The 22,296-nt window shown below is 53.6% G+C and carries 20 protein-coding genes; 12 read left to right on the top strand and 8 right to left on the bottom strand.

Features of this window, described 5'->3' with window-relative positions; genetic code table 11:
- Positions 1–75 precede the first annotated feature (75 nt).
- Positions 76–1,110: a type IV pilus twitching motility protein PilT gene (locus tag ACSV5M_RS09835; protein ID WP_439175883.1), complete on the top strand. Its 1,035-nt coding sequence runs from the start codon at positions 76–78 to the stop codon at positions 1,108–1,110.
- A gap of 113 nt (positions 1,111–1,223) precedes the next feature.
- Positions 1,224–2,369, top strand: a complete 1,146-nt coding sequence (locus tag ACSV5M_RS09830) for a PilT/PilU family type 4a pilus ATPase (protein WP_439175882.1) — start codon at positions 1,224–1,226, stop codon at positions 2,367–2,369.
- Positions 2,370–2,402: 33 nt separating this feature from the next.
- Here ACSV5M_RS09830 and ruvX read toward each other — a convergent pair whose 3' ends face one another.
- From ruvX to gshB, 4 genes are all read right to left on the bottom strand, one after another.
- A complete protein-coding gene (gene ruvX / locus ACSV5M_RS09825; protein ID WP_439175881.1) occupies positions 2,403–2,837 on the bottom strand; it encodes a Holliday junction resolvase RuvX in 435 nt (144 codons plus the stop codon).
- A gap of 46 nt (positions 2,838–2,883) precedes the next feature.
- Positions 2,884–3,474 carry a YqgE/AlgH family protein gene (locus ACSV5M_RS09820; protein WP_439175880.1) on the bottom strand — a complete coding sequence of 197 codons (591 nt, stop codon included), beginning with the start codon at positions 3,472–3,474 and terminating at the stop codon, positions 2,884–2,886.
- Between the two features lie 64 nt (positions 3,475–3,538).
- Positions 3,539–4,438, bottom strand: coding sequence for an energy transducer TonB (locus ACSV5M_RS09815; protein ID WP_439175879.1), 900 nt, complete (start codon positions 4,436–4,438; stop codon positions 3,539–3,541).
- On the bottom strand, positions 4,435–5,403 hold the full coding sequence (gshB, locus tag ACSV5M_RS09810; RefSeq protein WP_439175877.1) for a glutathione synthase: 969 nt from the start codon (positions 5,401–5,403) through the stop codon (positions 4,435–4,437). The genes ACSV5M_RS09815 and gshB overlap by 4 nt, the downstream gene beginning before the upstream one ends.
- A 317-nt stretch (positions 5,404–5,720) precedes the next feature.
- Between gshB and pilG the strand changes: the two genes are divergently transcribed.
- The 9 genes from pilG (at position 5,721) to ACSV5M_RS09765 (ending at position 18,840) form a co-directional block, all read left to right on the top strand.
- Positions 5,721–6,116: a twitching motility response regulator PilG gene (gene pilG, locus ACSV5M_RS09805; protein WP_087466999.1), complete on the top strand. Its 396-nt coding sequence runs from the start codon at positions 5,721–5,723 to the stop codon at positions 6,114–6,116.
- Positions 6,117–6,181: 65 nt separating this feature from the next.
- Positions 6,182–6,544, top strand: a complete 363-nt coding sequence (gene pilH, locus ACSV5M_RS09800; RefSeq protein ID WP_439175875.1) for a twitching motility response regulator PilH — start codon at positions 6,182–6,184, stop codon at positions 6,542–6,544.
- 129 nt (positions 6,545–6,673) lie between these two features.
- Entirely contained in the window at positions 6,674–7,216 is a 543-nt protein-coding gene (locus ACSV5M_RS09795) for a chemotaxis protein CheW (RefSeq protein WP_439175874.1), read from the top strand.
- Positions 7,217–7,320: 104 nt separating this feature from the next.
- Positions 7,321–9,480: a methyl-accepting chemotaxis protein gene (locus ACSV5M_RS09790; protein ID WP_439175872.1), complete on the top strand. Its 2,160-nt coding sequence runs from the start codon at positions 7,321–7,323 to the stop codon at positions 9,478–9,480.
- A gap of 43 nt (positions 9,481–9,523) precedes the next feature.
- A complete protein-coding gene (locus ACSV5M_RS09785) occupies positions 9,524–10,387 on the top strand; it encodes a CheR family methyltransferase (RefSeq protein WP_439175870.1) in 864 nt (287 codons plus the stop codon).
- A gap of 12 nt (positions 10,388–10,399) precedes the next feature.
- Positions 10,400–16,696, top strand: coding sequence for an Hpt domain-containing protein (locus ACSV5M_RS09780; protein ID WP_439175869.1), 6,297 nt, complete (start codon positions 10,400–10,402; stop codon positions 16,694–16,696).
- 2 nt (positions 16,697–16,698) lie between these two features.
- Positions 16,699–17,676, top strand: coding sequence for a chemotaxis protein CheB (locus ACSV5M_RS09775; RefSeq protein ID WP_439175868.1), 978 nt, complete (start codon positions 16,699–16,701; stop codon positions 17,674–17,676).
- 26 nt (positions 17,677–17,702) lie between these two features.
- On the top strand, positions 17,703–18,191 hold the full coding sequence (locus tag ACSV5M_RS09770; RefSeq protein WP_439175866.1) for a chemotaxis protein CheW: 489 nt from the start codon (positions 17,703–17,705) through the stop codon (positions 18,189–18,191).
- A gap of 43 nt (positions 18,192–18,234) precedes the next feature.
- Positions 18,235–18,840 carry a hypothetical protein gene (locus tag ACSV5M_RS09765; protein WP_439175865.1) on the top strand — a complete coding sequence of 202 codons (606 nt, stop codon included), beginning with the start codon at positions 18,235–18,237 and terminating at the stop codon, positions 18,838–18,840.
- A 6-nt stretch (positions 18,841–18,846) separates the two neighbouring features.
- Here the strand turns inward: ACSV5M_RS09765 and ACSV5M_RS09760 are convergent, their stop codons facing one another.
- A complete protein-coding gene (locus tag ACSV5M_RS09760; protein WP_439175864.1) occupies positions 18,847–19,572 on the bottom strand; it encodes a 16S rRNA (uracil(1498)-N(3))-methyltransferase in 726 nt (241 codons plus the stop codon).
- Between the two features lie 97 nt (positions 19,573–19,669).
- Here ACSV5M_RS09760 and ACSV5M_RS09755 point away from each other — a divergent pair, with 97 nt between their 5' ends.
- Positions 19,670–20,665, top strand: coding sequence for a metal-dependent hydrolase (locus ACSV5M_RS09755; protein WP_439175863.1), 996 nt, complete (start codon positions 19,670–19,672; stop codon positions 20,663–20,665).
- Positions 20,666–20,668: 3 nt separating this feature from the next.
- On the opposite strand, the gene ACSV5M_RS09750 is transcribed toward ACSV5M_RS09755, so the two are convergent.
- The 3 genes from ACSV5M_RS09750 to ACSV5M_RS09740 all read right to left on the bottom strand — a co-directional run bounded on the left by ACSV5M_RS09750 (position 20,669) and on the right by ACSV5M_RS09740 (position 22,273).
- Positions 20,669–21,238, bottom strand: a complete 570-nt coding sequence (locus ACSV5M_RS09750) for an NUDIX domain-containing protein (protein WP_439175862.1) — start codon at positions 21,236–21,238, stop codon at positions 20,669–20,671.
- A 12-nt stretch (positions 21,239–21,250) separates the two neighbouring features.
- Positions 21,251–21,655, bottom strand: coding sequence for a GNAT family N-acetyltransferase (locus tag ACSV5M_RS09745; RefSeq protein WP_439175860.1), 405 nt, complete (start codon positions 21,653–21,655; stop codon positions 21,251–21,253).
- Between the two features lie 69 nt (positions 21,656–21,724).
- Positions 21,725–22,273 carry a ferritin-like domain-containing protein gene (locus tag ACSV5M_RS09740; protein WP_439175859.1) on the bottom strand — a complete coding sequence of 183 codons (549 nt, stop codon included), beginning with the start codon at positions 22,271–22,273 and terminating at the stop codon, positions 21,725–21,727.
- Positions 22,274–22,296 lie beyond the last annotated feature (23 nt).

Here is a 22,296-nt window from a genome sequence, read left to right as displayed (position 1 = left end):
GATCGACCACCGGAGCCAGTGCTCCCTGAGCGGCTGAGATAAAAAATAATTGATTGAATTAAGGTAGCAAGCAGTATGGATATTACCGAACTCCTCGCCTTCAGCGCCAAACAGGGCGCGTCCGACTTACACCTTTCCGCCGGCCTGCCACCGATGATCCGCGTCGATGGCGATGTGCGGCGCATCAACCTGCCGCCGATGGAGCACAAGCAGGTGCACAGTTTGATCTACGAGATCATGAATGACAAGCAACGTAAGGACTTCGAAGAGTTCCTCGAAACCGACTTCTCCTTTGAGGTTCCGGGCGTCGCCCGCTTCCGGGTTAACGCCTTTAATCAGAACCGCGGCGCCGGCGCCGTGTTCCGGACAATTCCTTCCAAGGTGCTTACCATGGAAGAGCTGGGCATGGGTAATGTGTTTCGCGATATCTGCGCCGTACCGCGTGGCCTGGTATTGGTAACCGGCCCGACCGGTTCCGGTAAATCCACCACCCTCGCCGCGATGATTGACTATATCAACGACAACAAATACGAACACGTTTTGACGATTGAAGATCCAATCGAATTCGTACACGAAAGTAAAAAATGCCTCGTCAACCAGCGGGAAGTACACCGCGATACTCACGGCTTCGCGGAAGCACTGCGCTCCGCATTGCGGGAAGACCCGGACATTATCCTGGTGGGCGAGATGCGCGACTTGGAAACCATTCGCCTCGCCTTGACCGCCGCCGAAACCGGTCACCTGGTGTTCGGCACCCTGCACACCACCTCCGCCGCAAAAACCATTGACCGTATCGTGGACGTGTTCCCGGCCAACGAAAAAGCCATGGTGCGCTCGATGCTCTCGGAATCCTTGCAAGCGGTTATTTCGCAAACATTGATGAAGAAAAACGGCGGCGGCCGGGTAGCTGCTCATGAAATTATGCGCGGCACCCCGGCAATTCGTAACCTGATCCGCGAAGATAAAGTGGCCCAAATGTATTCCGCCATTCAAACCGGCGCATCTCTGGGCATGCAGACCATGGACCAGTGTCTGGCAGACCTGGTGGCACGACGTGTCATCAGCCGCGAAGCGGCCAAAAGCAAGGCGAAAATGCCAGAGAATTTTTAATTTATTTATCTGCGTCATCCAGCGAAGCAGAGAGAAGTATTTGCATTTAAAAATAGTCAGGCGCAAAGATTTTTCAATAGCACGCTGGAACGCAACTCAGAAGGTAAGCCGTTATGGATTTTGATCGTTTGTTAGCGTTGATGGTGGAAAAAGGCGCGTCGGATTTATTCGTCACCGCTGGTGTACCGCCATCCATCAAGTTGCACGGCAAGATCGTTCCCGTTACCGCCACACCACTTGCGCCGGAGAAGGTCCGCGAATTGGTGCTGAGCGTCATGAATGAAAAGCAACGGGTGGAATTCCTTGAAAATAAAGAGCTGAACTTCGCTGTCAGCGCACGGGGTATCGGCCGGTTTCGTGCCAGCGCGTTTTACCAACGCAACCTGGCAGGTATGGTGCTGCGTCGAATCGAAACCAACATTCCGCGCATTGACGACCTTGGCCTGCCAGAAATTATTAAAGAGCTGGCGATGACCAAGCGCGGTTTGATTATCTTCGTAGGCGCGACAGGTACCGGTAAATCCACATCACTGGCATCGATGATCGGCCACCGCAACCGCAACAGTAAAGGTCACATTATTTCCATTGAAGACCCGATCGAATTTATTCACCAGCATGAAGGTTGCATCATCACCCAACGCGAAGTGGGCATTGATACGGAGTCCTTTGAAGTCGCCCTGAAAAATACCCTGCGCCAGGCGCCTGACGTCATCCTGATCGGTGAGGTGCGCTCACGGGAAACCATGGACCACGCCATCGCCTTCGCGGAAACCGGTCACTTGTGTTTGTGTACGCTGCACGCCAACAACGCTAACCAGGCGCTGGACCGCATCATTCACTTCTTCCCGGCTGATCGCCACCGCCAATTATGGATGGACTTGTCGCTCAACCTGAAAGCGATTGTCGCCCAGCAATTGATCCCGACACCGGATGGACAAGGGCGGCGTGCCTGTCTTGAGGTATTAATTAATACCCCGCTCGCTCAGGACCTGATTCGCAAAGGCGAAGTCGCGGACTTGAAAGAGCTGATGAAAAAATCCACCGAACTTGGTATGCAGACCTTCGACCAAGCGCTCTATGAGCTTTATGACAATGGTGAGATTACCTACGAGGATGCACTGCTTCACGCTGACTCGCCCAACGACCTGCGCCTGATGATTAAACTGGGTTCAGAAACCGATGCGACTTATTTGTCCCATGCGGCAGATGGCTTGTCTATTCAGGATGATGAAACGAATAATCGTGGGCGGATGTTTTAATTTACGGTAGCAGAAGTGTCGGATTACGCTGCGCTAATCCGACCTACTCGCTGTCACTTGATTGTGTAGCCAGGTTTCGAGAATCAGGCGTGCGGCAATAGAATCAACAGGGTTATTTTTGTAGTCACGGGAGCCACCGCGTTCCATCACTTCACCTTTAGCAGCAAAACTGGTAAGACGTTCATCAACCAGTTCTACCTTCACACCAAAACGCCCGCGCAAGCGATTCGAAAATTTGCGCGCGCGGGCACTGAGCTCACTTTCACTGCCATCCATGTTTAATGGCAGACCAACCAATACCAGATCCGGCTTCCATTCCTGCAACAACTTCTCCACCTGCACCCAATCGGGAACACCGTCGTTTGCTTTTAGCGGGGATTGTTCTGTCGCGGAGCGAGTCAGCGTTTGACCTGACGCGACACCAATGTTGCGGGTTCCATAGTCAAAAGCGAGCAAGGTTTTTATCATCGGGGATTATCGGAAAAGAGACGGCAGGCGCTGATAAAACTGAACGTCAGGCGTGGCCTGCCACACTGGAAATTAAATTCAAGTCGATACCCAACGGCTGAGCGGCCGCTGTCCAGCGCTGCTCATGAGGCGTGTGGAAGATAATATTGCTGTCGGACGGTACGGTAAGCCAGGAATTGGCGGCCACCTCTGCTTCAAGCTGCCCTTCACCCCAACCAGCGTAACCCAAGGCAATTAAATACTCTTCCGGCCCGCGCCCTTCAGCCAAGGCTTCGATGATGTCGCGCGATGCCGTTAAACTGATGCGCGGCGAAATCTTGAGTGTGGACTGCCATTCTTTTTCGCTGGAATGCAACACGAACCCGCGCTCTATCTGTACTGGTCCACCAGCAAACACGGCCTGACCTCCGATACCTGCCGCATCAGCCAATTCCATCTGCACAAAAATATCGCGGATAAACAGCGGCATGGCGTTATTGATCACGATTCCCATGGCACCCTTATCTGTATGCTCACAGATATAAGTCACCGAATGTGCGAAGGCGGAATCCCGCATACCCGGCATGGCAATCAGGAAATGATCGCGCAGGCTGCCGACTGTAAGTTCTGAATGGGTGAGATCGTCGTGTGTAGTCATGATTTCAGTATTGGGGGCTTCTTGAATGAATACAAGCTGACCGCAAAAATTATTCCTGGACAGCTCACTCTGCCGAGGTAGACAAACCCGTGATCTCAAAATTCCAGGTGCGAATAATTTGTAGTCGGTCCGCCTGCTGGCGAATCTCCGGCGGGAAGGCCGCAAAGGGTGCAGCCAGGCGCACAATCTGACGCGCTGCGTCATCAAAGATACGCCTCCCCGATGATTGCAAAATCTCTATTTCATGAATAGTGCCATCGGGGTTGATGACCACCGAAAGGCGCAGTTGACCGGTGATGCGTTGGCTCAGTGCTTCCTGGGGATAGTTTTCATTGCCCACCTGCTCAATCTTCGTACTCCATTCATGCAGGTATCGAGCATCAAAGGATTCCTTGGTGGACACTGAGGTCAGGGTGCGGATGCGGGGGCGTTTGGCGTACTCCTGCCGCTGACGATCCAGCTTGGCCTGCAGGCTGGCAATCTCGGTGGTAAAAGTCTGCTCTTGCAACAGCCCGTCGCGTTTTTGCTGTTCATCCAGCGGCTCAGGATCGGTCTGCACCTGCACTTGCCGCTGATTGTCGGCAACCGTGCTGATTAGCTGGTCGTCCTTACGCTCATTAGGCGAGGCAGCCTGGGTTTGCGGCATAGGATTCACATCGCGCACCTCCGAATCGGCAAACTCGGCCCGACGCTCTGTGGTTAACTGTTTAGCCTCTTCTTCTGTGCCACTGGCTTCCTGATTATGCTGCGCAATAAAATCCGCTTGGTCCGGCTCCTTGGCCGACTTATGCGTGGCAAGGGTAATCTCCAGCGTCTGGGACTGGTTGGGCTGGTGCAGATTGAAACCCACCCCCAGAATAATCAGCGCATGAACAACCAGGGCGAGAAAAAAGGTAAAGCTCAAACGGTCGCCGGTATCGACTCGCGCCTCTTCCAGAGCCGGTGACATAGCAACAGAATTCATCGTTCCTGAATACCCTTGGCTGCGAGATAGCCGGCAATAGCATCCATGAAGCGTGCGCCGATACGGGTGTTGTAGGCTTTATCGATTTCCCGGGCGCAGGTCGGACTGGTCACGTTGATCTCGGTCAGGTAGTCACCAATCACATCCAACCCTACGAAGAGCAGGCCTTTGGCTTTCAGTGTTGGCGCCACCTGCGCCACAATCCAGCGATCCCGATCACTCAGGGGTTGCGCCACACCGGTTCCGCCGGCTGCAAGGTTACCGCGGGTTTCTCCTTGCGCCGGGATGCGCGCGAGGCAATAGGGAATCGGCTCACCATCCACCACCAGAATGCGCTTGTCGCCGGCACTGATCTCCGGAATATAACGCTGGGCCATGGTTAACTGCGCTCCATGCTGTGTCAGCGTTTCCAGGATCACACCCACATTGGGATCATCGGCCCGGCAACGGAAGATGCTGCTGCCGCCCATTCCATCCAGCGGCTTGAAAATCACATCCTGATGCTCGCGATGAAAATCACGCAGCTGTTTCGCGTTACGACTGACCAACACGGGCGGGCAGCACTGGGGAAACTGGGTCGCAAAGACCTTTTCATTACAATCGCGCAGACTTTGTGGCTTATTCAGCACCAGGGCGCCCTGTTTTTCAGCTGCTTCAAGAATATAAGTGCTATATATATATTCATTATCGAAAGGCGGATCCTTGCGCATCAAAATGACATTGATGTCAGCCAGGGATTTGTCCTCTCGGGGACCCAGCTCGTACCAGGTTTCCGCATTGTCGGCGACAAATAATGCACGCACACTGGCGCGGGCTTCGCCTTGTAATAAATAGAGGTCGCTTTGTTCCATATAATAAAGATCCCAACCCCGCTCCTGGGCAGCCAGCAGTAAGGCAAGGGTGGTATCTTTGTAGTATTTGATGCTTGCGATGGGGTCCATCACAACGCCAAGGGAGATGGTCATAAATCTTTTGCACTCATAGTGGCATTGGATTTGCCGGGAGTCGTTATGCGGACTAAAGTTAAGTCCTCGGGGCTATTAAAGCAAGAGGCTTAAGTACTTCCCATAATGATAAGCTCTAAGGAAATGCAAGAACGAATAGATTCTTTATATATTCAAGTAGTTATAGATAAACCTTAAAAACTATGTTAAAAGTTTGCGTGGCGCTTGTTACGACGGCTTTCAGGGCCGTTTTCCGTGTTTGAGAGACATAATATGTGACACGGATCGCAAGATCTGGCGGTGTCATGACAACGAGATAAAAGGCAAAGGTCAGAGTTATGGACGTAAGTTTGGAAAGCCTGAAGGTGATGGTAATCGATGACAGTAAAACCATTCGCCGAACAGCAGAAACCTTGCTTAAAAAAGCAGGTTGTACGGTAGTCACAGCCACCGACGGTTTTGACGCCTTGGCAAAAATTGCTGATACCCGCCCCGACATCATCTTTGTCGATATTATGATGCCCCGCCTCGATGGCTATCAAACCTGTGCTCTGATCAAGAATAACAGTGAGTTCAAGACCACACCGGTCATCATGTTATCCAGCAAAGACGGATTGTTCGACAAAGCCAAAGGACGGATTGTCGGTTCCGACCAATATCTCACCAAACCCTTCAGCAAAAGCGAATTGCTCGATGCCATCCAGGCACATGTCAAGCACGCCAAAGCCTCGTGAAGGGTGGGCGGATACGTTTAAACCAATGGATTGCTTAACTAGAAGTTCTACTATTTGGGGTAGCTATGGCCAGAGTATTGATTATCGACGACTCACCAACCGAGACGTATAAATTGACCAGCATGCTGGAAAAGAATGGGCATGCGGTATTAACAGCAGAGAACGGCGAAGACGGCATTGCCCTGGCGCAAAAAGAACAGCCGGACGTTATCCTGATGGATATCGTGATGCCTGGCCTCAACGGCTTTCAGGCAACGCGCCAACTGTCCAAACTTCCGGAAACCTCGCACATCCCGGTGATAATCGTGACAACCAAAGATCAACAAACTGATCGGGTTTGGGGTATGCGTCAGGGTGCGAAGGATTACCTGGCAAAGCCCATTGAATCAGACGTATTGATGGCGGCAATCGCTCAGGTCATGCGCTGACAATAAGGATCGTCAGCACGCTATGGCAGACCAGGGCCATCAAAATTTAATAACAAACGCACCCAACAGCCGCACTGTTAGTTACACAACCCCTGTTGGTCGCTTGGTGAGAATGGAATAAAACGGTCTATGTCAGAACCACAGGCAGCCTTCCAGGCGCTACTTGATCTCGCACAACGCAGCCGCGCGGCAGCACGCGGCCTGCCGGCACAAACTGACATCCGCCCCCAATGGAGCGGTATCGGTTTTTCACTGATGGGCAGCAATTTCGTCGCGCCCATGGGTGAAGTCTCCGAGATGTTGGAAGTGCCCAGCTATACTCACTTGCCCGGCGTCCAGCCGTGGGTAAAAGGGGTGGCAAATGTGCGGGGCCGCCTGCTTCCCATCTTTGATATGGCGACCTTCTTCGGTGACAGATTAATCAGTGGCCGCAAGCAACGCCGGGTGCTGGTGCTCGAAACCGAAAACCTGTACAGCGGGTTGATGGTAGACCAGGTGTTTGGCATGCAGCACTTTCCCATGGATGAATACAGTGAACAGGCTGGCGCTATCGCCAGCAATATCCTGCCATTTGTCACCGGCAGTTATTCGCTCGGTGGACAGCAATGGTCGCTGTTTCGACCGGGTTTGTTGGCAGAAGATCCGCGTTTCATCAACGCGGCCAAAGGCTAGTGTAAAAGTATCCACACCAAGCTGGAGACGGAATCAATGGTAACGGGGATACCCTCCGTTACCGGGGATAAAAAATAAGACGCAGAGTCGGTAGGAGTACGTAAATGAAAACTGAATCCAGAAGCCCATTTGCGGCGGTCAAAGCGAGCCCGGGAATTTCGATTGCCGTGCTCTTGCTGATCGCCTGCTTCGCGGCAATCGCAGTGAGTTACTTCATTGTGCAGAAAGACGCGGATAACGATCAGCGCTATCTGCAACAAGTGGCGGACCTCCGTGCGGAAGCTTACCGACTCACGGCATTGTCCCGCGATGCGACCTCCGGTGACGAAGATGCATTCACTGAACTAAGCGGCGTATTAAGCAGCATGTCGCGCACGTGGGAGTCACTGCGCGCCAGCGATGAACGAACCCGCCGCGAATTAAGCAACGAGTTCGCAGCCTATGAAGGTATCTGGGGCCGTGTACGCAATAACGCCCAGGTGATCGTGACCAACCGGGAATTGATCGTCAGCCTCAACAACGTGGGCAACAACCTGAATGATAACCTGCCAAACCTGCAGGCCCAGCACAACAACATTGTGGAGATCCTGCTGGAAAACAATGCACCGGCGGACCAGGTCTCCCAGGCGCAAATGCAATCCTGGCGGGCGGAGCGTATCGGCCGTAACGTGGATAAAATGCTGCGCGGTGACACTGACGCGAGCAATGCTGCCGACCAGTTCAACCTCGACGCCAACATCTACGGTCGCGTATTGACGGCGATGCAACAGGGCGATCCGACCATGCGTATCTCCCGCGTATCTGATGCCAGTGCCCGTGCCAGCCTGGAACAAATTTCTGAAATGTTCGCGGCGGTAAATCAATCGATCCAGGAGATGGTTGAAGGCTCCACGACCCTATTCCGCGCACGTCAGGCCAGCGACGCCCTGCTGGAAGATAGCCCCCAGTTATTACAAGCATTGGCAGCGATTGCTGACAAGATTGCTATCCAGGCCACCGCGCGCCCGATCAATAACCAACTGATTCTGATCCTCGCCGCTATCGCGGTACTCTGTGCAGCCTTTATCGGTATCAGCCTGTTCCGCAACACGCGCCGCCGCCTGGTACGCACAGCGGAGACCAACGAACGTAACCAGACCGCGATTCTGCGTCTGCTCGACGAACTGGCCGACCTCGCGGACGGTGACCTGACAACGACCGCCACCGTAACAGAGGATTTCACCGGTGCGATCGCGGACTCTATCAACTTCACCATCGACCAGTTACGTATCCTGGTAGCGCGAATCAACGAAACTGCGGTAAACGTATCGGCCGCTGCGCAGGAAACCCAGCAAACGGCTTTACATCTCGCCGAAGCGTCTGAACACCAGGCGCAGGAAATTGCCGGTGCATCTGCCGCGGTAAACGAGATGGCGGTCACCATTGATCAGGTATCGGCAAACGCCGCCGAATCGGCAGCGGTAGCGGAGCGCGCGGTATCCATCGCAGGTAACGGCGCGAAGGTGGTACAAAATACTATTCACGGGATGGATACCATTCGTGAACAAATCCAGGACACCTCCAAGCGTATTAAACGCCTCGGTGAATCGTCACAAGAGATCGGTGACATCGTAAGCTTGATTAACGACATTGCTGACCAAACCAACATCCTCGCACTTAACGCAGCGATCCAGGCATCTATGGCCGGTGACGCGGGCCGCGGCTTCGCAGTGGTAGCGGACGAGGTACAGCGCCTTGCTGAACGTTCCGCTGCAGCAACCAAGCAGATCGAGGCGCTGGTTAAAACGATTCAGAATGACACCAACGAAGCGGTAATCTCGATGGAGCAAACCACGTCTGAAGTGGTGCGCGGTGCGCGCCTCGCACAAGACGCGGGTGTGGCACTGGAAGAAATTGAAAACGTATCCGGTAACCTCGCAGAATTGATTCAGAACATTTCTAACGCCGCACGCCAACAGGCATCCTCTGCGGGTCACATCTCCAACACGATGAATGTTATTCAGGAAATTACCACGCAAACGTCTGCCGGTACCTCTGCCACAGCACAATCGATTGGTAACCTCGCTGAAATGGCACTTGATCTACGTGAATCGGTCGCGGGCTTCAAACTGCCGGAAGAAGATATCACCCTTGATTCACGCCATACTCACAAGCCGGCACCTGTAGCACAAGCGGTTGACTATGATACTGAAATCATCGATCTGGATGATGAAGTTCTGCCGGGCGACGAGGATGATTATTCTCACGTAGCGGCGAAGGCATGAGTTCATCAATTACCTCCCCGGTAATTGATTTGTGGGTGTAGATATGGCTTGGTCACTGAGAAAATTACCGACGCTCTCCGACAGGCAGTTTGCTCAGTGGAGTACGTTGCTGGAAGAGCGCACCGGCATTCATCTGGTGCGCCAACAGCGGACGTTGCTGGAGTCGCAGGTGTCTATTCGCATGCGCGAACTGGGCCTTGATGACTATGACCGTTACTACGTCGAAGTCACCCACGGCGTATCCGGCATGATGGAGTGGTCCACGCTGGTCGACCGCATCGCCGTAAAGGAAACCAGCTTCTTCCGTCATCGTCCGTCGCTGGAATATGTGCGCCGCTATCTGCAAAACAAAATCAACAACCAGCAATTGCCTGGCAGTTTCGATGTGTGGAGCATTGGCTGCGCAACCGGTGAAGAAGCTTATTCACTGGCGATGGTGATCAACGATTGCTTTGAGTTGGCCGCACTCAATCCTTACTACGGTATTACGGCGGTGGATATCAGTACCACGGCACTGACCAAAGCCCGGGAGGCGCGCTATCCGGCACGCAAACTCGAAGAAGTCAAACCGGAAGAAATCAAACGTTACTTGCAACATTGTGACGACGGCAGCTACGAGGTCGTCAGCAAATTGCGCGAGCGCGTGTGCTTCACCCAAGGCAATATCATTCGTCCCGACTGCATGCCGCAGGTCAAGGTGGACGTTATCTTTTGCCAGAATTTATTGGTTTATTTTCGCCGCTGGTTACGGCGGGATATCCTGAATGCTTTAGTTGATCGCCTGAAACCCGGTGGCCTGTTAATTATCGGCCTGGGCGAAGCCGTTGACTGGGAGCATCCCCAAATGCACCGCGTTTCTGTAGACGACGTGCAAGCATATCTACGCACTGAGCGAGAAGAACAATGAGGAATGCTCCACATGGCAGATAATCGCAATTTTGCCGCGTTGGATTGGCTTATCCACGAAATTGGCGAGACGCTGAAAGAAGCTCGTCAATCGCTCGAAGCCTTTGTCGAAAATCCGAAAGACACGGCGCGCATCCGTTTCTGCCTGACCCATATTCATCAGGTGCACGGCAGTTTGCAGATGGTGGAGTTCTACGGCGCGGCCATGCTCGCCGAAGAGATGGAAAAGCTGACCCAGGCAATGATCAACAATGCCGTGGCCAATCCCGCAGAAGCACAGGAAGTGTTGATGCGTGCAATTCTGCAATTCCCAGTGTACCTCGATCAGGTTAAAGCAACCCGGCGCGACAACCCGCTGGTGGTATTGCCGTTGCTCAACGACCTGCGCGCAGTGCGCGGTGAAAGCCTGCTGACCGATACCAAATTATTTGTTCCCAATCTTGCGCCAGCCAAACGCGTCAGTGGTATGCGTTTACCGGTCACGCAAGACAATCAACAATTCCAGGACATGGTGAAAAAACTGCGGCAGATGTATCAATACGCTGCTGCCGGTTTTATTCGCGGCGTAAACCCGGATGAGAACCTGGGTTATCTGCAAAAAGTGTTCGCGCGCTTGCACAAATTAACCCAGGGGACCGCACGAGCGCCCTTATGGGATATCTGTCTTGCACTCGCCGAAGCACTGCAACTCGACGCCATTGAGATCAGTGTTTCCATCAAAAATTTGTTGCGTCAGCTCGATAAGGAAATCAAGGTACTCGCAGTTCATGGCATCAAAGCTCTCGATGCTTTTACCCAAGATGAGCTGATTAAAAACCTGCTCTATTACGTTGCCCGTTCCGGTAAACATGCGCCGGGCTTTCCCCCCAATTCGCACCTGCAACGCATCTACCAGGGTTATCAACTGGAAGCAGCGCTCGTGGAAGGCAAGGAAGTCGGTGATGAAACGCAGAACATGCTGTCAGCACCCGACCCTGAAGCCATGCGTTCGGTGGTTGAAGCGCTGAAGAGCGAGCTCGATATTATCAAACACGCCCTGGATGTCTGCCTTTCCGGTGGCGATACCCGCAGCGCCCTGAGTGAAGCCCTGCCTGTTGTTAAACGGGTAGCAGACACCATGGCGGTGTTGGGTATCGGTGAATTGCGCAAGCAGGTACTGGAACAGGGTGCTGTGCTTGAGATGGTGGTGGATGCCAACAGCCAATTGTCTAATGACCAATTGATGTCGGTGGCCGGCAAGGTGATCGAAATTGAAGATGCACTGGATCATCTCGCCTCGCAGTCAAGCCAAACTAACCGCAACGGCGACGAAGCCGATATTACCCTCAATCGCGCCAAAGAGTCGGTGCTGCGGGAATCGCGCAACGGCCTGGAGCACGCCAAAGACGCCATCATTGAATATATTGCGTCCCAATGGGATCGCACGCACCTCCAGGCGGTGCCTGAAACCCTGCGCGAAATTCGCGGTGGCCTTGAGATCATGCCTCTGCCGCGCCCGGCCCGCATCCTCGGTGCTTGCGCTCGTTATATTGAAGAACAGTTACTGCAACAGTACGAGGTTCCCCAATGGAACAACCTCGATACCCTCGCCGATGCCATTACCAGTGTTGAGTATTACCTGGAGCGTTTAAGCAGCGGCGCACGCAAAGAAGAAAATGATTTATTGTTGGGCGTGGCAGAAGAAAGTGTGGCCTCGCTGGGTTATGCCGTGGCCAAGATGCCGCGTCCTGATACCAAACCGTTTACCGAAGAAGAACATCAAGCTTTTACAGCCGAAGCGATTGATGCACCACCCATTGAGACACCGTCCAATGAAATGGTGGTCGATGCTGCATCGACGGAAGTCGCGCCCACGCCTGATATCACCACCGAAAGCGACGAAGACACAGCAGCGTTGCTCGCTGCCTATCAGGCTGCACTTGACCCGGAAGCAGACACAGATTCCACTACCAGCCCTGCCAAAACAGCAGCGCTTGAGCCAGATGATATTACGGTAAGTGAATGGGCCCTGCCCGACGAAAATCTGTCGGAGCCAGAACCTGCGCTCGTTCAAGAGCCGATAGCAGAACAGGAATCCACACCCGAAGAGCTGATCAATTACTCTTCCACCGCTGAAGATCTTGCAGAAGATGATGACGACGATCTTGATGATGAAATCATCGATATCTTTGTTGAAGAGGCCGGCGAAGTTACCCAAACCATCGGTGAATATTTCCCGCAATGGGCTCAAAATTTTGACGATGCAGAATCACTGACCGAATTCCGCCGTGCTTTCCATACCCTCAAAGGCAGCGGCCGGATGGTAGGTGCGAACGACATTGGTGAGCTCGCCTGGTCCATCGAAAATATGTTGAACCGCATCATTGATGGCACCGTTACTCCGTCCCAGCCGCACGTGACGATTATTGAAAAAGTGCGTTTGCTGTTGCCGAGCATGATCAACGCATTCAGCCTGCACCAGCCGAATCCCGAACCGGAACTGACAGCCGCGTACCGCAGCCAGGCCGAAGCCTTGGCCAAAGGCGTAGTGCCACCGGATTTACACGATATATCGACAGCCAATGAAGTCATTCCCACTGCCGAGTCAGAGGAAGAGCCGGAAGTCGCAGGCGACGATGCCGAAATCACCCTGGAAACTATCGCCGCTGAACTGGAGCCGGAACACGGTGCACTGCCAGAAGCGGAAGAAATTACCTATGCCAGTTTCATCGATGCGACCACCGATGAAGACGGCAGTGAGCCGCACCACGATGAAGAAGAGGTTATCGACTACGAGGCGCTGTCAACGCCCGGCGCCCATGCACTGGACGGCTATTTAATTGAAGAAGATGGTAGCGAAGCCGACGATCCGGATATTCAGTTGTGGGATATCTTCGGTGCAGAAGCGCTGAGCCATCTGGAAGTGGTGCAGAATTATATCCAGCGTATGGAAGAGCAAGCGCCCTTCTATGATCCGCCCAGTGAACACATGCAACGCGCTCTGCACACGCTCAAAGGTAGTGCGCACATGGCGGAGATCACTCCCGTCGCAGAGCTGGCAACGCCTCTTGAGAAATTCGTTAAGGAATTGCGCAGCTACCAAGTCAACATCAACGATGACATCCTGCAGTTGCTGCGCGATGCGGTCAGTTATACCCATATTGCGCTGGACAACATCCACAACAATGAGCCGATAGAAATTCCGCGCCTGCAGCAATTCCTGGCGCGTGTACATGAGCTGCGCGAAATCCACGTGGCGCCCCTCGCTCGGCAACAGGAAGCCGATGCCAGTGGCAAGCGTCCGATTGACCCGGAACTGCTTTCTATCTTTATGGCGGAGGAGATGAACCTCCTGCTCAATGCCGATCAAATCATTGAGTGCTGGCGCCACACTCCGGACGACCTGCAACAACTCAATCCATTGATCGCCGAGCTGCGCAATCTCACTCACGGTGCTGCGCATGCGTATCTGCCACCGATGGCAACCCTCGGTGAAAAATTACAGGCGGTATATCAGCGGATCACCAGCGGTCAGTTGACCTGCAGCGATGATGTCTGTGCAACGCTTAACGCCGCGCATTTATCGTTACTCGATATGGTCGATGCCGTCGCTGCTGGCCAGAACCTTGGCGATATTCCCGCGCCTATCAACGATTCACTCGATAGCCTGATCAATCCTGCACCCTCACCGCTGGTTTTCGACCCGACTGAGGTGGACGTAGAAGCAGAAGCAGAAGCAGAAGCAGAAGCAGAAGCAGAAGCAGAAGCAGAAGCAGAAGCAGAAGCAGAAGCAGAAGAGGATGTGGTCTTCTCATTTGATGCGCAAGAAGAATCTTCGCACGATGAAGACTTTGATCCGGAAATCGTAGAAATTTTCATCGAAGAAGCCAGCGAACTGCTGGAAGACATCGAGCGCGCCCTGCATGAGTGGCAGGAAGACTGGAACAACACAGAACCCGTCGAAGATTTGAAACGCAGCCTGCATACTTTTAAAGGCGGCGCGCGTCTGGCAGGGATGATGGACATCGGCGATCTGTCGCACGAATTCGAAAGCGTTTTGATTGAGATGGGTGCCGACGCCGAGATCGATCAACAATTTTTCAAGCGACTCAATAATTACCAGGACCGGTTGCATTTACTGGTTGATCGCGCACGGGCCAAGCTGGCTGGTGAAGCCTTGTCACCGCTAGAAGATGGCATTCTCGCTGCACCTGAATCCCATGCAAATGCAGAGCTGGACACGCCGATCATGTCCCCCGCACACGGATCCGCTGATGAGGATGATCAGCCCACACCGACAAAACCGGCTTTCGGCAACGACAACTATGAGTTTGTCGATACCTCAAAAGTTATTCCGTTTACCCCCAAGCCCAAGCAGGTGCCTGCTGCGCCGTCATTGCCGTCAGTAGACCTTCCCGGCATGCGCCCCGGCCCCAGCGGAGGTGCTGCACCAGCACCGATTCAACACCTTGCAACCCGCCGTAGCGGTCCGCAGGAAGTGGTAAAAGTCTCGGCCGAATTGCTGGAGGAGCTGGTTAACCTCGCGGGTGAAACCTCCATCAGCCGCGGTCGGATGGAGCAACAGGTCAGCGACCTGAGTACCGCTATCGACGAGATGGATTCCACCATCCAGCGCTTGCAGGAACAGTTACGTCGTCTGGACATTGAAACAGAAGCCCAGGTGTTGTTCCGGCAAGAGCAAATGTCCGCCCATGAGGATTTCGACCCGCTGGAGATGGACCGTTACTCCCAGTTGCAGCAGTTGTCACGCTCACTGATTGAGTCAGCGTCGGACTTGATGGACCTGAAGTTCACCCTGGCTGATAAAACTCGCGATACCGAAACCCTGTTGTTGCAGCAGTCCCGGATTAATACGGACTTGCAGGAAGGTTTGATGCGTTCGCGCATGGTGCCTTTCTCACGCCTGGTGCCGCGTTTGCGCCGTATCGTAAGGCAAGCCGCTACCGAACTTGGCAAAGAAGTCGAGTTTGAGTTGGATAACGTTGAAGGCGAACTGGACCGGACGGTCCTGGAGCGTATGGTGGCGCCGCTGGAGCACATGCTGCGTAACGCAGTAGACCACGGTATCGAATCAGCCGAAGACCGCGTTAACGCCGGGAAGCCAGCCACGGGCCGCATTGTGTTGAGCCTGGGCCGCGAAGGCGGCGACGTGATGCTGCGCCTGGCCGACGATGGCCGTGGTATCAATCTCAAGCGCGTTCGTGAAAAAGCCATTGAGCGCGGCCTGATGACTGAAGAAGCACAGTTAAGCGATCAGGACATCATCCAGTTTATTCTGCACGCCGGTTTCAGTACGGCCGATAAGGTCACCCAGATTTCCGGGCGCGGCGTAGGTATGGATGTGGTGCATTCCGAGATCAAGCAGCTCGGCGGCGCCATGTTTATCGACTCTACCTGGGGTCAAGGCACCGAATTTATCGTGCGCTTGCCGTTCACCGTATCGGTTAACCGCGCCTTGATGGTTCAGATTGGTGACGACCTGTATGCGATCCCGCTCAACACCATCGAAGGTATCGTACGGGTCAGCCCCTTTGAGCTGGAACATTATTACCAGGATGAGCAAGCCCGCTTCGAATATGCCGGGGAGAACTATCTGGTGCGCTATCTCGGCGCCATGCTCGACAGTACCGCCCAACCCAAGCTGGACGGCCAGTCCCTGCCCTTGCCGGTGGTGCTGGTGCGCAGTGCGGAAAATACCGTGGCGCTGCAAGTGGATCGCCTGCTGGGCAGCCGCGAGATCGTGGTAAAAACCCTCGGCGTACAATTCAGTACGGTGCGCGGTGTGTCCGGCGCAACGGTGATGGGTGACGGTAGTGTGGTGGTGATTCTCGACCTGCACGCGCTCATCCGTGAACAATTGGCGCTTGGCCTCGGTAAATCTCTGCTGCTTGAACCGCTCAGCCCGGCAACACCGGCGAAGAAGGACGAGCAGACCGAACAGACGGTGATGGTCGTGGACGATTCGGTTACTGTACGTAAGGTCACCAGCCGCTTCCTGGAACGCGAAGGTTTCAACGTTATTACCGCCAAAGACGGCGCCGAAGCGCTCTTGTTGTTGCAGGACCACATCCCTGATGTGATGCTGCTCGACATCGAGATGCCGCGTATGGACGGTTTCGAAGTAGCCAAAAATATTCGCACCAGTTCGCGCCTGAAAGATATTCCGATCATCATGATCACCTCGCGCACCGGCGACAAACACCGCGAGCGCGCCTTTAGTCTGGGCGTTAACAAATACATGGGCAAACCTTACCAGGAGGATTTGCTGCTCAATAACATCAATGAACTCCTGGGCAAACCGGCGAGATAATCGTGTGTGCATTGCGTGTCGGCATACTGGTGGACTCTGCCACCAAGCAGCACTATCTCACCGGTCTGGTAACACAAGCGGGACATCAGCTGGCCTGCACCTTGCTGTTAAACACCGCTTCGTCTCCACCAAAGACGCCACTTGATGCCTGGATCATTGACGTAACGGCGGACCAATCCGCGAAAACGGAACAGGACGAAACGCAGCTGGCACACGAACAGTTTGTTGAGCGGCTGTTAGAAACGGCCACTGTTCCGGTTATCCTCAGCGACAGCAGCGAGTACTCCGAAGGCAGTGAAGGCCACAAAGCCTGGTTGCGTCGAATGACCCAACGTCTGCAACGCTTGAGCGGGGACATCAACCTGCAACAAACTGAGCGGGCACCACGCCTCTGGGTATTGGCCGCATCAACTGGCGGTCCGGCAGCGGTGAAGGAGTTTCTCAGTTATTTGCCGGCAGAATTGGGCATCGCTTTTGTTTATGTCCAGCACATTGACGCTCACTATTCGACTACCCTGATCCGCATGATGAGCGGGGCCGGACATTATCCCGCTGCCTTGGCCTGCCAGGGTGCGGTGCTGCAGCCCGACGCCATTACCCTGATCAGTGCGGAACGGCGGGTGGACATCCTGGAAAACGGCACCCTGCTGGTCAGCGAAAAGCCCTGGGGCGGTTGTTATGCGCCGTCGATTGACCAGGTGGTGGCCAACGTCGCCAGGATCTATCGGGAACGTAGCGGTTTAATCGTGTTCACCGGGATGGGCGACGATGGTGCGGCCAGCGCCCGGCTTATCAAACAACAGGGTGGCCAGGTGTGGGTGCAGACGCCGACAAGCTGCACCAGCTCGTCAATGCCCGAAGCAACCCTGGCGACTGAATCAGTCGGTTTCAGCGGAACACCAAAGGAGCTGGCCCAGCAGTTGGCCACCTTCACCCGAGGGAGCCGCGGCCATCAAGCCATTAAATTACCGAACCATTAACTCCAACGTTTAAAGGAAGCGCTCCCATGAGAGCCCCACAACGCCTCGAAAAGAAAATCCAGGAAGTCGCCAGTTTGCTGGTGCCGGTGCGCGACGGCCTGTTGTTACTGCCCAACGTATCCGTTGCGGAAATTGTGCCTATCACCCAGGTGTTACCGGTCAGCAATGCGCCCGACTGGTACCTGGGCGACTGCGTGTGGCGAGAGCAAAAAGTCCCGGTGCTGTCCTTCGAAACACTCAATGGTGATCCCAAAGGCGGTACCAGTAATCGCGCACGTTTTGCGGTACTTAACAGTACCGGCATTAGCGATGAGTTACCGTTTATCGCCATCGTTACCCAAGGTCTGCCACGCCTGGCGCGGGTGAATGAAGAGGAGATCCGCGAGCGCGACGGCGATAAGAAACCTTTCGAATTGATGTATGTCTCATGGGCCGGAGAGGATGCAGTTATTCCTGATGTCAGCCGTATGGAGCAAGCATTACTCGATTATCGCAACGGCGCCGGATTCTACTGATATTACCAGTGCTTACCCTATAACTAACGGATTACGTTTACCTATGTCACTACCCAGGCTTTCAGGAAAAAAACTGTCTTTCGCTACCTTGTTACTTGCCGGTTTAATCAGCCTTCAGGGCTGCGGCGGCTCCCGCGATGAGCCGTTTGATCCAGGCGATGATGACGATGATGATGTGGATATTGTCAGGGTTGATGTGGACCTGTTGGTAGCCGGCAACGAGCCGATTCTGCCAGAAGATAGCACGAGACGTCTTCAGGTTATGCGCGATGAAACCGAGTTCTACGAGGTATACGACAAATATACCAACGAAGTTATCGATGAACCGGATTTCGATCAGGGCCAGGTAATCTTATATGACGCGGGTTCTAAAGATCTTAATCCCTGTACCGACAGGCTGGTTTTTCGCCGAGCTAGTGCGCAAGAAGAAAACGATGCCGTGGTTAAAGTCATCATGGAGTATGAAAACCTTCAAGACGAGACTGCGACTAATTGCAACGAAAGACCCTTCCGCTTTATGTTTATCGAAAGCCGCGAGAAACTGATCTTCTCCGAAGAGATTCAGTGGCCTTCTTCATCAAGCTCAAGTTCGAGATCTTCCTCTTCGTCTTCATCTTCATCGTCCTCATCCACGCCACCGACGGCTTGAAGTCTGTCAGAGATCACCCCATCGATATTGCACCAGACTGATCGCCGCTATCGGCGCAGTCTCGGTGCGCAACACGCGCGGTCCCAGGGTGAGTGGAGCAAAACCTTTTACCCGCGCCCGCTCAATTTCATGATCCGACAATCCCCCTTCCGGTCCAATCAACAGCGCGACGCTGGCAACGGTCGTGTCGTCGGGTAAGCCGCTGCTGTCGCGATGGTGCAAGACAAATTTATGTTGTGCGTCCACCTGTGCCAACCAATCATCCAGATCACGCGGCTCGCTCAGCAACGGCAGGGTATTGCGCTGGCATTGTTCACAGGCGCTGATCAGAATCTGTTGCCAATGCTGCACTTTTTTATCTTGCCGCTCACCGGCCAATTTCACTTCTGTTCGCTCCGTCAATAGCGGCGTTATGCGTGTAACACCTAACTCCGTGGCCTTTTGTAATACCCAGTCCATGCGTTCACCGCGCGATATGCCAATGGCCAGCTCCAGTTGCAAGGGAGATTCGCGGTCAGTTGCCGAAAACTCACCGATGGCAAGGGTCACCTGCTTTTTACCCATGTCGGTAATCTGCGCCTGAAACTCACCGCCCTGCCCATTAAATAACACCAGCTCACGTCCCGGCTGCATACGCAACACTTTACCCAGATAATGCGCAGCGGCATCTTCCAACACCAGGGATTGACCAACGGTTAGCGAGTAAGACGTATAAATTCGGGGAATGCGCATGGAAACAATGGCCCAGTAATCGTTCAGACATCAGCTGCTCATCAGCAGTCAGCAAATTGTAGTAAAGTGGCCAGACAATCAACAGCACTAATCAATTATGGATATTGTTACCCACGCGTTATTAGGCGCAGTCGCCGCTCGATCCCTCAGTCAGCACCAACATCGTCGAGCAGCCACTATCATCGGTGCGATTGCTGCGTTGTTGCCAGATCTGGATGTCTTAATCCGCAGCAGCAGCGACGTGTTGATGACCTTGACCTATCATCGCCACTTCACCCATTCATTATTGTTTGCGCCCTTAGCTGCGCTCGTAGCAAGCCTGTTTCTGTGGCCACTGTTTCGGCGTCACCTGAGCAATACGCGCCTCTATGGCTATGCATTGACAGGTTATATATCCGCTTGCCTGTTGGACGTCTGCACCAGCTACGGCACATACTTGCTATGGCCCCTAGTCGACAAACCCCTCTCGCTGAATATTATTGCGGTGATCGATCCCGTGTTCAGCCTGTTCCTGATACTTGCCTTGAGTCTCGCCGCTTATTTAAAGCAACAGACTTGGTGCTGGTTCGGATTGGCCTGTGCCGCTGCCTATCTATCGATGGGAAGTCTCCAACACCAGCGCGCGTATCAGGCCGCTGAAACACTGGCAGAACAGCGCGGGGTGACGCCGGAACGAATAATTATTAAACCTACATTGGCCAACATACTGTTATGGCGTGCCGTTACTGTAGAAGGTGATGTGGTTTGGGCCGATGCGATTCGCGTCGGTCTGTTTGATAAACCAAAGGCATATATGGGCGCATCAACAACATTAATTGATCCGACCAAGTGGAATAATTTACCGCCGAACTCGCGCGCTTATCAGGACCTTTACCGTTTTTATCGGCTCGCAGATCATATGCTGGTGACACACCCGCGCCACTCGCATGTTGTCGGCGATCTGCGTTATGCCATGCTACCCGACAGTGTTGAGCCTATGTGGGGCATTCGGATTGATCCTGATAATCCTGACGCGCCGACCGAGTTTCTTGTCGATCGCAGGTTTACTCCGGCAATGCGCACGAGGTTAATAACGATGATGAAGGGCGACTGACACTCAGAACGTAATATGATCGGCTGCCAGACACAATAATGCAGCCACCGAAATAGCATCGGTAATCTCACCGCGTTTTACCATCGCGATGGCCTCCTGCAACGGCAGCTTTTTAATTTCGATATCTTCCGAAGCTTCCAGGTTTTGTTTTCCAGGTGACAAGTCACGGGCAACAAATATTTGTGCCTGCTCATCGGTAACAGAATTGGATAAATGCAAACGCATTAAAAAATCCCACTGCTGCGCGCGCAACCCGACTTCTTCTTCCAGCTCCCGCTGAGCGGCAGCCAAGGGCATTTCGTCTGCCGGACAGCCGCCTTCAGGAATTTCCCAGGTGTATTCATTCAAGGTATATCGGCTTTGCCTGACCAACCAGGTATTACCCTCGCTATCAATTGGCACCACGCCGACTGCAGTATTTTTAAAGTGCACTACGCCATAAATGCCTGGCGTATTTCGGGGCGTAATGACTTCTTCGTGCGATACTTTTATCCAAGGATTTTCATAAACCTTTGCAGAGGATTTGACTCGCCACCCGCCAGCTTTCGTGGATGGAATGCTTTCATCTGACATGGTTGATATCTCTCAATAATTGCTCTTCAACATCCACGCACGCGGGTTGTGAGTGAAACCCAGCTTAGGATAATAGTCATTCGCTTTTGGTGCGGCGAGCAAAACAATCATACACTCCGGTGCTATGCGCGCCTGGGTTTCCGCAATTAATTGTTTCCCGATGCCCTGATGTTGGTACTCCACATCAACGGCGAGATCTGCAAGGTAGGTGACGTAGGTAAAATCGGTCAAGGATCGTGCAATGCCAATCAACCGCTGATCGTCCCAGGCAGTAATGATCAGGTTGGCATTCTTCAACATGCCAGCGAAGATGTCCGGACGATCAACAGGACGCCGCTCACCCAGGGTAGATTTTTGATACAGCGCTATGGCTTCTTCCGGCGTGAGGACTGCATCGTCCCGATAGTAAATTGACATGATCATAGAGCCCGTTGGTCAACAGAGCTCTATCATAACGCGTTGGGGGCGGGCAGGAAATGTTCGCACTCAATCGAGCGAGGCACCTTTAGGCGGCAACCAATCCGCCAGTTCATCGGCGTGCTCTTCCTCCACAGCGAGAATATCCTCAAACATACGGCGCGTGGTTGGATCAGCATCACCGATGTATTGAATTAATTCCCGATAGCTTTCGATAGCGATGCGTTCAGCCACCAGGTTTTCACGGATCATATCCTGGAGAGTTTCACCTTCAATATATTCCGCATGACTGCGCGCCTCCAATGTTGCTGGAGAAAAATCCGGCTCACCACCCAGCTGCACAATACGTGCAGCAATCTGATCCGCATGGCCCAGCTCCTGATTGGCGTGAACCATAAACTCTTCAGCAACTGCCTGCGCACGCAAACCGTGAGCGACAAAATGATGCCGGCGGTAGCGCATGACACACACCAGCTCCGTCGCTAACGCCTCATTCAACAAGGTCAACAGGCGTGGGCGATCCAGACTGTACCCGGCGGTCACCGCACCATCTTCCGTATGCGCCCGGGCTTGTTGACGTAAGGTGGCAACATCCGTGAAGGAGAAATTCTCATTCATATTTTTGCTCTCGTGGTGATTGA

The organism is Cellvibrio sp. ARAG 10.3, from assembly GCF_051846955.1.
Classification (GTDB): Bacteria; Pseudomonadota; Gammaproteobacteria; order Pseudomonadales; family Cellvibrionaceae; genus Cellvibrio.
This window is presented reverse-complemented; position numbering and strand designations above follow the sequence as displayed.